Here is a 12,130-nt window from a genome sequence, read left to right on the forward strand (position 1 = left end):
TCAACTAAAAACAGCTCAAAAAATAATTACTATCTTAAAAACAAACGGATTCGAAGCCTTTATTGTGGGTGGCACTGTCAGAGATTATTTACTCCAAATAAATGCTAACGAAGACATCGACATCACTACTAACGCCGCCCCCCAACAAATAAAACTCCTTTTATGCCCAGAAAAAACAACCCAAATAAAAATTAATTATGGTAGCTTTAAAATAACTTTTGAAAATTATCTTTTCGAAATTACTACTTACAGAAAAGAAGGCACTTACAAAGACTATCGCCACCCTAGTGAAATTTTTTTCACCAAAAACATCCATCAAGACCTTTTAAGACGTGATTTTACTATTAACACTCTTTTAATGGATGAAACTGGTAAAATATTTGATTTCACACCTGAAAAACAAGGAAAAAAAGATTTAAAGCAAGGTTTGATCCGCACCATCAAAGACCCTTTTATTAGATTCCAAGAAGACCCTTTAAGAATTTTAAGAGCTTTTTATTTTCAATCTAAACTAGGATTTTGCATAGAAAAAACTACCCAAAAAGCTATCATCCGCAAAAACCATTTATTAGCTAAAATTTCTTCTCAAAGAATCTATGAAAACATCGAAAAAATCATCACTCACAAAAACTGGCACCAAACTTTTAAAACTATGATAGAAACTAAAACCCATCTATTTTTACCCCAACTAAACCAAAGCATTCTTTGTTTAGCTTACCTACATGAAACTAAACTTAAATACATTCAAGCACACCACAAATTAAAAAGAAGAATTTTTTGGTCAATGTCGCTTTTACTCAACAACCAAATCCTTGCATCTTTTCCTTTTACCAAACAAAAGAAAAAAAGCTACCAAAACATTGCCTCTTTAAGTTTATATCTTTGGGAAAATATTACTTTTAATTTATTTAAACATGGATTAAAAAATTGTCTCCTAGCTAATCAAATTAATTATCTTTTGCAAAAAGAACCTTATGCAGCAGCCAAAATACAATATATTTATCAATATTTACCAATAAAAACAATTACTGAACTTAATTTTAGTTGGCAAGAAGTCTTAAAACAATTGCCCCACAAACCCAAAGGAACATGGATTAAACATACACAAAAACAACTAATTACCAAAGTACTTAATAGAGAAATACCCAACATTAAAGAACAATTAATTAATTTTGTACTTAGCCAAAATCAAATCCTAGATAAATAATAAATAAATAAAATAATGAATAAAAATAAAATGAACTAAATTATGTAATAACAAAATTATAAACATCAATTTATTTTTGTTTATAAATGTAATAATGCAAACTTACTATTTCCATTTACAAACACTTCCATCAACATATTTTTATCAATCCCAATCTAGACCAATAGGAAAAAAACGCATGAAAAAAAACCAAACCAACAACTTACCCAAATATCAAAAAGGACAAATCAACTTTTTTACAGGCAAAGTAACAAGCATCAATCAAGGACTTCATTTTTATAATATCACCTTGCAATTACAAGACAAAAGCGAAATCAACATCAAATTAGAACCTCAAACCAAACCACCTATCCAAGAACAAATATATCATTTTAAAACTATTTGTCTTCTCAAAAATGAAGAACTTATTTTGATGAATCAAACATACAATTTAGCTTATAATGTATTAGATATGCAAACTTTGTATGAAACTTATTTAGCCTTTTATGAATGTGCTCCTATTTCTTTTGCAATAGTAAAAGACGAATTAGAAAACTATTTACATAAAATAAAAAACAAAGTCTTAAAACAAATTACTTACAATTTATATTGCAAAAACAAAAATAAATTTTTAATTTCCAAAGCAGCGTTAAAAATTCATCATAATTATTATGGCGGACTTGGTTATCATACTTTAACTATGTTAAAAATGGCAGAATCTCTTTTAAAAATTTATCCTTTTCTCAATAATGATTTACTATTTGCAGGTACTATTTTACATGACATGGAAAAAATTAAAGAACTAGATTTAGAACAAAAAAACTATACTCCCAAAGGTTTGCTATTAGGTCATTTAGTCATAAGTGCTTGTGAAGTAGAAAAAGAAGCCCAATTATTGGGTTTTCAAGATAAAGAAGAAGTATTATTATTAAAACATATGTTAATTTCTCATCATGGACTTTTAGAACATGGAGCTGCCAAAAGACCACAAATAGGAGAAGCTCTTTTACTTTGGTATTTAGATAATATTGATTGCAAATTAACATCTTTACAAGAATTTTTACAAAAAACCACCACCCAAACATTTACAGAACCCATCCCTGTTTTAGAAAGAAAAGGGTTTTATAAATCATTAGATTTAGATCAAAATAATGATGATGAATAATTTTGTTTTCTTAATTACAAAAAATATTGAGTTTGAAAATGCATTTCATAATAAAAAAAGACCGTTTTTAAACGGTCTTTTTTGTTGTAATAATCATTATTTATTATCTATTTTATTTTTGTTATAATATGCAATATTAAAAGTTTTGTAATAAATTATCCAAGTAAGAATTCTTGCAAAATTTGCCAAGGCAACAAAACACAATTAATTTTACCTGGCAATTGATAAACTATATCAAATGATTTTAGATCAGAATTAAACAAAGTGCTGTCATAAGTTTGATTTTGTACCATAGCCATAAAATGATTAATTTTATTTAAGGCTTGTGTTTTGGTTAAATGTTGCAAATAAACTGACATAACACTGGCAGAAGCAACACAAATAGAACAAACATTAGCTTCATATTTAATATCTATAATTTTATTGTTATCACACTTTAATTGAATAATAACTTTATCACCACAATAAGAAGTTTGCTTTTCAAACGGAATATAGCCTGGAAGTCGAACATCGGTTTGATTTTGTGGATTGTGATAATGTTTCATAATTATTTCGTGTTTTTTAGAATCAAACATTTTATTTCTTTCTGGCACTTATAATACAAAATATGTGAATAATTTGATTATAACCATTTTTGTTGAATTTGTTCTCTTAACTCATTCTGATCTTTTACCATAATATAATCCTGAGTTGTGCCACCATGTAAAAATTGTACTTTTCTATAATGAGTGTCATTTAAAACTTGTTTAATGATTGTAACTTTGGGAGGTGTCTCGGTTCCTGTTTTAGCAGCTAAAATAACAGCATAAGATAAAAAAACATCTTCTTGAGGTTCAATATTTTCTTCTTTGCCTAAACCAATAGAACCGACTCTTACAAAATTACTATCTCTCATCATACCAGGACAATTAATTGTAAGATCATATTTTTGAGTATCTTGAAATTTTTGAGGAATTTCTAAAAGATGCGAAGTTTTAATAAATTCAAAATCATAAATGTTTTTTACATCCTTTAAGGATAGATTAAAACCTTTTTCTTGGATGGTCTGTTCTCTTACTTCAACGATTCCTATTTTTTTGAGCAAAATCACAAGGAGCTATGTGCAATTCATTAAAAGGGGCGTACAAAAAACGTAAATGTTTGTGTTTTTTAACATCTTCCAAAGTTTTGAGTCCTAAAGTATTTGCTTTGTGGACGTATAATCCATATTTAGGATGAAATAAGGGGCTTACCATTGTTAAAGGCAAAGTTCCTTCTTTGGTTTTATAAATTTGATTATATCCTTGCATAGTATGAAAATTATTACCAATATTAGCATCAATCAAACCTTGTTTTAAGGCGTCATTACCTGACAATTGATATTGGGCTTGAACTTCTTGTTCACTTAAAATCTCTAATTTAGCGTTGTATTGTAAAAAATCATCTTTAATTTCAACAAGAGCATCAAGTACTCTTTGAAAAGGGCTTGCAATTTTAATTATTTGTTCCATTGTTAATTCCTTTTTTGTTTTTGCTTTATAATGTTGTTTTTAATTTGGGGATGGTATTGTTTGTAGAATTGAAAAAATGGCAATATTAATAAACTAAAATATTTTTACTATCTATTTTAAATTTTAATGTTGTAGCCATAATTCTTTGATATGTTTAGTAGTTTTTTCTGGGGCTTTAACCATAAAATAATCTTGTTGGGCGCCACCTTCTTGTAAATGAAATTCTTTTACTTGAGGATTATTTAAAATGGCTTTAAGAGTTTTTATCTGTTCGCTATCTTTATGACTTTTCAAACAAGAAAGTCCAATATCATAAGAGGCAATAAAATCATCTGTTGGTTCTTCGTTTCCTTCAATGGTAGCTCCAATGCGGACAAAATAAGGATAAGGATTCATAAAAGCAGGCCAGTTCGCCATAAGATCGTATTTTTGAGGATTTTGGGCAAATTTATCAGGAATCTGAGAAGCCTTAATAAATTCTAAATTGTAATGATTTTGCAGGTCTTCAAAAGAAATGCCAAACTTTTTTTCTTGTAATACTTTAGGATCAATTTTAATTAAACCTAATTTATTTAACAAAACCAAAGAACGAGGAGTATCGCAAGGACCAATATAAGAAAAAGCCACAGCTAAAAGAACTTTTAAATTAGAATGTTTTTTAACATCTTCTAAGTCTTTCAAAACAGGATTGCGATTTTTATTAATATAAAGGCCATATTTAGAATAATAAAAGGCTTGAACATATTCAAACATTTCTTTATTGTTAGTTTTTAAAATTTCGTTGTGATAATTAAGAACGTGAATATTAAAATATATTAGACCATCAGCTTTGCCAGAAGAAATTAAATCTGTTCCTTCTGTATAATAATTTACCTTAGTAACTTGGAGGTCAATACCGTCTTTTTTGACTAAATCACGAGCTTTATTGAGGGTATTTACAACTGATTGCAATTTAAGGATTTGAATGCAACGAAGATATTAGAAATATTTTAATGGGTAGTATAAATAAAAAATAAATTCATAATATTTTTAGTAATGGTTAAAGTGTTGCAAAACAATTAATTTAAATTTTTCATAAATTAAAATAGATAGATTGCAGTAAATAAAATTGGCATTATCTAACTAAATTATACAATAAAAGTAGTCAAATAAAATAATATTTTTAGTAATTTTTAGTTGGTAATTAATTTTGGTTGGTGTTTGATTGCTTGAAAAAATTATTATATATAAATAACTTGGTGAATGCATGAAATGATAGCAATTTAGTCGATAAAAATAAAAAAGACCAACTTAAAGTTGATCTTAAATATTATATTCAAATTTGATTGTCTTAATGCTTAATAAATGAAATGGTTCAAAAAATTATGCTTTGGGAACAGTTAAAATAATAGTTAAAGGATTTTGTTTTAAGACTTTTTTTAATTGTTTTTTGATTGAAACATGATTTAAGAAAAAAGGATAAAAAAAAGCTAAAGCAAAAAATAAAACTATATTTACCAAAAATAAATAAAGAGGCACAAATTCTTTTAAAGATGAGTAAAGGGTGGTCAAATACTTTAATTTGCCTTGCAAAGAAGCTGATATTACCATGAATAAAACAAATATCAAAAAGAATAAAGGAATTCCCAAAAATTGAATAATAACTATTTTTATATTTAAATGATGAAATATTTTGTGAATATCTCGATCAGAAACCCCTAAAGATTTTAGAATGCCAATATCTTTGTTTTTTAAGGTGATAATATTTCTCATATGAATAATCATTTGATAAAAAGATATACCTAAAAAATATATGTGAAATAATAAAGGTGTTAATAACAACCAAAATGTCTTGTTTTTTGATTGGCTTTCTGGTGTGACATAACCTAAATTACAAAGCCAAAGAAACATATTGAAAAATATTAAAAAAGAAAGAGTTAAGAATAAAGCAACATTACTAGATGTAGAAATGATTTTAAAAGCTAATTTCTTATTATTTTTTAAAATATTTTGAGTTACTAAAAGAGCTGTTTGTTTGGAAATATGAGTTTGTACTAAAGGCAAATGCATTGCTTGATGTTGAGAACTATAATTTTCATTTGCCAAAGTGGGTGCAAAATCTAGTTCCATAGCATTATTTTTTTGTTTTAATAAATTAGCAACTTCTTCTTGGGTATAAGTTTTATTTTGTAATATTTGGGGTTTATCAGTGGAAGCTTTAGTTGCTTTTTGAGTAAGGTCTTTTGCAATTTGACCATCAGCAAATTCAATAATGCGGTCTGCATATTTATAAGCACTTTGGGTATCATGAGAAACTATAACAACTAAGGTATCTTTTGATATTTGTTTTAAACATTCAAAGATTTTTTGTCCTGTTTTTTCATCTAAATTACCAGTAGGTTCGTCTGCCAAAATCATTTTAGGATTTTTAATTAAAGCACGAGCAATACTTACTCTTTGTTTTTGTCCTCCTGAAAGTTGATTAGGATAGCGAGTTTCTAGACCATCCAATTCTACTTGTTTTAATATTTGTTGCATTTTCCAATTATCTACTTGTTTTGATTGTAGTGCACAAGCCATTTGAATATTTTCAAAAACTGTTAAATTATCTAATAAATTATATTCTTGGAAAACAAATCCTAAAAAATAATTGCGATAAGCATCTAGTTCGAATGAAGCAAATTCATTAATGTTTCGTCCTAAAACTGTAATATTTCCCTTAGTGGGTTTGTCAAGCCCTCCTATGAGATTCAATAAAGTAGACTTACCAGAACCTGATTTACCAATAATAAAAACTAATCCTTTTTGAGGAAATTGAAAAGAAACATTTTCAAGGACTTCTGTATTTTGAAATTTTTTAAATAAATGGTTAATTTTTAACATAAAAATTAATCTCCTTTTTATTTCGTGTGAAATTGAAATAAAAACACTAATAATGTAATATTTAAGAAATAATAATAGAAAATGATGTAAAATAAATTATTGTTTTTGCTTATTTATTATTTAAGAATAAAAAAGTTTATTTTTTTTTATTTAAGGTAACTTTTTTACTTATTTGTGGTTTTTTAATTTGATTTTTTTTAATTTTTTTAATTATAAACCAGTAAAGAAATGTAATAACTAAAGCAGTAAAAGCAACAGCAGCGGTAATAACTTGAAATATGTGGCCTTTAACTGCATCTGTAGCTTTTTGAGGAACATCTTTTTTAGCTTGTTCTACTTTATTTTGAAGTTTTTCCTCAGCTTTATTGGCTATATATTGAGCTAATCTGTTTGTTAAATTAGAAGCTATTGTTTTAACATCATTACTTTTTTCTCCTAAACACCAACCAAGCAATTTAGTTGCAAATTTATGATTATTTAGAAAATTTTTAATAGCAGGTATTTCTTCTTGTGAATTTAAATCAGAAGGTGTAGGAGTGACATCAGCATTAGCAGAAGGCCAAAAATTATTAATTTTATCTTTAATAGATGCCCAAATAATTTTATATTCTTGTACATCATTTATATTTTGTAATTTATTCAAATCTTCTTTTACTTGTTGAACTTTTTGTAAATTATCCAACGTAGTTTTATAAGATTCTTTTAAGAGTTGAGGAGTTTGATTATCCACAAAAGGAAAAAAACTTATAAAAGATTGCCACCAAGTTGGAGAAGGTTTTAATAAATTGGAAGCTTCTTGAAACTTATTTTCTTTTAAATTGTTTGCTACTTCTTTATATTGTTGTTCCGCTTTTTTATATGCTTCATCATATTCTAACATATTTTTTAATGTTTCGTCTTGTTGGGTTAATTCTTTAATTTGTTCTTTTGTTTCTTCAATGACAGTTATTTCTTCTTGTATTTGGTTTAATAATTGTGCGTCAATATTTTCAGGGTCTTTGGTTCCTGGCAATGTATTATAAATAGCTGTTCCAACTTCTTTGACTTTATTCCACAACCAAGAACCACACGCTTCTTTTTGTTGTTCTTGATTTTCTTCTTTTGGTTCATTTAATTGATTATCTTTTGCATCATTTTGATCTTTATTATTCCCCTTATTTGCACTTTCTTCTTTCTGTGCATAAACAACATTATTATTAAAATAAGGATTTTTCTTCTTAAAAAAACTAAAACTACAAACATTAAAAACTATAAAAATAAAAAAATTAACTAAATTTAATATTAATGCTAAACATAATATTTTTTTACCTATAAATTTCATCGTTTTACTCCTTAGTTTTATAGGACATTTAAGTATTACATTAAATGTTATAATAAGATATTTTATTGTCATTATAATTTATTTTAGTTTTTTCTAAGTTAAACAAATAAATTAATTTTTTTGATAATTATGGTTTTGCGGTGCAAAGTTAAAAATAATTCATGATGTTTTTGGTGATAATAAAGTGTTGATATAAAACAGGAAAGTGTTGTTCCTAATTTCTATATACTTATAAATGCTACCTTATTTATTATAACTTAATTTTATAAAACAAAAGCAAATTTGTGATGTTGGTAAGCTAAAAAATACCTTAGCAAAGGGTTGATTTTTTTTATTTAAGTGTTTTAAAATTCTTTCAATATGATAAAATTCATTATAAATATGATAAAACCCACTTTATTGAATTTGTTTGTTGGGTGTAGGTTTTTATATCCAAAGAGCAATTTTTTCTTCTAAAATATAGTTTCCTGAATCATTTAGTATTACTTGATTTTGCTTTATTTGAATATAGCCTTTTTTTAAAGCATTATTAAGACATTTATTATAACGAGATAAAGACCATTTTAGATCTTTATAAATCTCTTGAAAATGGTTTTTTTGTAATTGATCTTGATGATTTTTGAGATGCATTAGTAAAGAAATAATCATAAATTCTTTTTTTTGCAAATTATTTTTAATCATTTTGGCAACAATTCCAGTTTTAGGGGCTAAGAAGAAAAAGAGCAAAAAGTTCACTAAATTCATAAAAGCAATTAATCCTGATACTGGTAAATTAAGTCCAATTGCCAAATAATAACCAAAACTAGAATTCACAAATGCAAGCCATAAAGAAAGCAAAAAGCTATTATATAGATTCTTAGTAACTAAAAGAGATGTAGCAGCAGGTCCAATCATACAAGAAATTACCATAATAGAACCAACTACATCAAAAGAAATAACAGCTGTCATAGAAACTAAAAACATCAATAAATAATTAATTAAAGTAGTGGAAAAGCCGAGGATTACAGCAAGAGTAGGGTCGAAAATATAGATTTTTAATTCTTTATAAAAGAAAAGCACAAACAAAAAATTAAGACATAAAAGAGGAATAATTTTTTTGAGTTGTTTAATGTGGGTAAGTTCAATATTGCCTAAAAAAACAGCATCAGTATCTAAATGTTCGTGTCTTGTATAAAGACTTATCAAAATAATTGCTACCGAAAAGAAAAAAGTAAACACAATCCCAATAGAAGCATCTTTGGTAACTTTAGAATGTTTGCCTAAAAGTTCTACCACATAAGCTGTAAGCACACCTACTAAAGCAGCCCCCATAATTAAAAGAGGGGAATTAAGATTTTTAACTACTAAAAAAGCTACAACTATTCCTAATAAAACACTATGACTCATAGCATCAACTACCATAGAAGACTTTTTCAATACTAAAAAAACTCCTAAACTAGCCAAAGTCAAAGAACAAAATAAAATAACTAAAAAAACATCTAGTTCAAAGCCACCAACAACATTATTTATAAAACTTATCATTAAACAATACCATCAATTAAATTTTCAACTAATTTAATTCCTTTAGGTGTTAATTGGGCTTTTTGATTTTGTAACATTAAATATTTTTCCTTCCATAAAAAACTTTCTATTTGAATTATTGGCAAACTCAAAGTATGAGTTTCTTCTTGTTCGCAATAAAGATGAATAAGTTGACGAAATTTTTTAATCTTTTTTTGATATTTAATTTTTTGCACATATCTACTAATAACTCCATATTTAGGAGAAAATAGCAAGGACAAAGCAATAAATAAAGTAGTAATAACAATAATAATTGGTCCTGTTGGCATATCTTGTACACTATTGCTTATAAAAACTCCAATTAAACTAGAAAAGAAAGTAACAATGGAAGCAACAATAACATTAGTAACAAATCTATCACTAAATTGACGAGCAATTACTCCTGGCATAATTAAAAAGGCACTTGTCAAAATAATACCAATAATTTTTAAACTAATAACCACTACTCCAATTAATAAGAAATTAAGAATAAAAGTCATAATTTTAGTGTTAAATCCTATACTTTGGGCAAACTTATCATCAAAAATATAAATTTTTAATTCTTTCCACAAGCCAACTACAACAACTAAAGTAATTAAAGCCATAATGCCAGTGGAAATCATATCTAGTTCAGTTACTAAAGCAATTTGCCCTAAGATAAATTTTTCCAAAGTAGCTATTTTGTTATCCTCACCAGTATTTTGAGCAATGGCAATCAAAACGTTGCCAAGACCAAAAAAAGAAGCAAGCACTAAAGATAAGACTGTATCTGATTTAATTTTGGAATATTTTTTAATAAGTTCAATCAAAAGCAAAGTAACAAACGAGGCAAAAATAGCACCCAGCCACAAAACCCAAATATCTGTACTACGAGCAAAAAGATAAACTAAGGCAATTCCTGGCAAAGCGGTATGAGAAAGAGCATCTCCAATTAAGGCTTGTTTTTTAAGGATAATAAAAACACCTAAAATACCTGATGTAAATCCTAAAAAACTAGCTGCTAAAAGCACTTTAACAACAGTATAATTAAATTCTAAAGCAAACATATTTCATCCTTTCTTATTTATTGGTTATTTTATTCTTTTTATTATATGATTATTTATTTTAATCATTTATATTTAATTTGATTATTTATTTTGGTTCTTTTTATTTAGTTGTTTTGGGGGTTTGCAAATTATGGATATCTTTTTTTAATTGTTTATTTTGAAAAGTTTTAGTTAAATTAGTTTGGTTAAAAACTTCATCCGTAGTACCACTTGCAATTTTTTGTACGTTTACCAAAACTACATGATCAAAATATTGAGTCACTGTTTCTAAATCATGGTGCACTACAATAATGGTTTTATTTTCTTTTTGCAAATCTTTTAAAACTTGGATAATTTTTTTTTCTGTTTGGATATCAACTCCTTGAAAAGGCTCGTCCATAAAATAAATATCTCCTTGTTGAGCTAAGGCGCGAGCTAAAAAAATTCTTTGTTGTTGTCCGCCTGAAAGTTCAGATATTTGACGGTCCTTAAGGTCTTGCATTCCTGTTTTTTCCAAAGATTGCATTACTATTTCTTTATCTTTAGCAGTTGGTTTTTTAAACCATCCTAAATGTCCGTAGCGGCCCATCAAAACAACATCAAACACAGTAGTTGGAAAATCCCAATCAACTGAATTTCTTTGTGGCACGTAGGAAATTTTTTTTCTTACTTGTCCATATTTTTGATTATAAAATAAAACTTCTCCAGAAACTTTGGGAATCAATTCTAAAATAGTTTTAATTAAAGTAGATTTTCCAGCACCATTAGGACCCAAAATAGCTGTCAAAGAGCTTTGATAAATATTTAAATCAATATCCCACAAAACTGGTTTTAGATGATAAGCTACAGTTAGATCTCTAATTTTAATGGCTATTTCTTTTTTCATTATAATCTCCTTATTTCTTTGTTATTGTTGTTATTGTTTTAATTCTTTTTCTATTGTATGAATGTTGTGTAATAAAGCTCCAATATAGGTGGAATGTTTGTATTTTGTTGGTTTGTAATTCCCGTCTTTATCTTTGTCGGCTTCAAATTCTATTGGCTCTTCACTTTCTGAACCCAAAGCATCAGCGTATAATTCTTCATCACTTTTTTTAATATTATGACCTTTAATTTTTACAGATTCTTTAAGAGAATCAAGCGTTCCTTCTGGAAAAGCACTTTCTACAAAAATAGCTTTTACTTGGTTTTCAACCAATTTATTAGCTAATTCTTCAATATCGCTGATACTGGCTTCTGTTTGGGTAGAAATTCCTTGAATTGGACTTAATTCAAAATCATATTTTCTAGCTAAATAAGAAAAAGCATCATGGGCAGTAACTAAAATAAATGTTTTGCCTTGAGAAGAAAATTGTCCTTTTAATTCGTTAAATTTCTTGCCTACATATGTATCTAATAATTTTAATTTTCGTGCATATGTGTCGCAATTATTTTTTAAATTAGCAATATCCCTTTGGCTAAAACGTAGGTCTTTTTTCAATACTGTTTTTAATTTGTATTTTAATTGTTTTAAAACTTTAATCCAAAGATCTATATCAAACC

The 12,130-nt window shown here is 26.9% G+C and carries 12 protein-coding genes; 2 read left to right on the forward strand and 10 right to left on the reverse strand.

Annotated elements, in window-relative coordinates:
* Nucleotides 1-1,207 (forward strand): CCA tRNA nucleotidyltransferase (locus tag OYV_RS00005; protein ID WP_042067506.1); only part of this gene is annotated, 1,207 nt, incomplete at its 5' end.
* Nucleotides 1,208-1,385: 178 nt separating this feature from the next.
* Nucleotides 1,386-2,351 carry an HD domain-containing protein gene (locus OYV_RS00010; protein WP_236620227.1) on the forward strand — a complete coding sequence of 322 codons (966 nt, stop codon included), beginning with the start codon at nucleotides 1,386-1,388 and terminating at the stop codon, nucleotides 2,349-2,351.
* Between the two features lie 155 nt (nucleotides 2,352-2,506).
* Here OYV_RS00010 and OYV_RS00015 read toward each other — a convergent pair whose 3' ends face one another.
* From OYV_RS00015 to OYV_RS00055, 10 genes are all read right to left on the reverse strand, one after another.
* Nucleotides 2,507-2,926 carry an iron-sulfur cluster assembly scaffold protein gene (locus OYV_RS00015; RefSeq protein ID WP_236620228.1) on the reverse strand — a complete coding sequence of 140 codons (420 nt, stop codon included), beginning with the start codon at nucleotides 2,924-2,926 and terminating at the stop codon, nucleotides 2,507-2,509.
* Between the two features lie 47 nt (nucleotides 2,927-2,973).
* Nucleotides 2,974-3,441, reverse strand: a complete 468-nt coding sequence (locus tag OYV_RS05175) for a hypothetical protein (RefSeq protein WP_236620229.1) — start codon at nucleotides 3,439-3,441, stop codon at nucleotides 2,974-2,976.
* A complete protein-coding gene (locus tag OYV_RS05180) occupies nucleotides 3,410-3,841 on the reverse strand; it encodes a hypothetical protein (RefSeq protein ID WP_011160473.1) in 432 nt (143 codons plus the stop codon). Before OYV_RS05180 ends, OYV_RS05175 begins: the two co-directional genes overlap by 32 nt.
* Nucleotides 3,842-3,964: 123 nt before the next feature.
* On the reverse strand, nucleotides 3,965-4,792 hold the full coding sequence (locus OYV_RS00025; RefSeq protein WP_011160472.1) for a MetQ/NlpA family ABC transporter substrate-binding protein: 828 nt from the start codon (nucleotides 4,790-4,792) through the stop codon (nucleotides 3,965-3,967).
* A gap of 411 nt (nucleotides 4,793-5,203) precedes the next feature.
* Complete coding sequence (locus tag OYV_RS00030; protein ID WP_011160471.1) at nucleotides 5,204-6,703, reverse strand: ABC transporter ATP-binding protein; 1,500 nt, start codon at nucleotides 6,701-6,703, stop codon at nucleotides 5,204-5,206.
* Nucleotides 6,704-6,839: 136 nt separating this feature from the next.
* A complete protein-coding gene (locus OYV_RS00035) occupies nucleotides 6,840-8,024 on the reverse strand; it encodes a hypothetical protein (RefSeq protein ID WP_081931899.1) in 1,185 nt (394 codons plus the stop codon).
* A 426-nt stretch (nucleotides 8,025-8,450) separates the two neighbouring features.
* Entirely contained in the window at nucleotides 8,451-9,545 is a 1,095-nt protein-coding gene (locus tag OYV_RS00040; protein WP_041624920.1) for a metal ABC transporter permease, read from the reverse strand.
* Complete coding sequence (locus OYV_RS00045) at nucleotides 9,545-10,609, reverse strand: metal ABC transporter permease (protein WP_042067512.1); 1,065 nt, start codon at nucleotides 10,607-10,609, stop codon at nucleotides 9,545-9,547. Before OYV_RS00045 ends, OYV_RS00040 begins: the two co-directional genes overlap by 1 nt.
* Before the next feature lie 100 nt (nucleotides 10,610-10,709).
* Nucleotides 10,710-11,474: a metal ABC transporter ATP-binding protein gene (locus OYV_RS00050; protein ID WP_011160468.1), complete on the reverse strand. Its 765-nt coding sequence runs from the start codon at nucleotides 11,472-11,474 to the stop codon at nucleotides 10,710-10,712.
* A gap of 30 nt (nucleotides 11,475-11,504) precedes the next feature.
* Nucleotides 11,505-12,130 (reverse strand): metal ABC transporter solute-binding protein, Zn/Mn family (locus OYV_RS00055; protein WP_042067514.1); only part of this gene is annotated, 626 nt, incomplete at its 5' end.

Source organism: 'Chrysanthemum coronarium' phytoplasma (assembly GCF_000744065.1).
Taxonomy (GTDB): domain Bacteria; phylum Bacillota_I; class Bacilli_A; order Acholeplasmatales; family Acholeplasmataceae; genus Phytoplasma; species Phytoplasma asteris.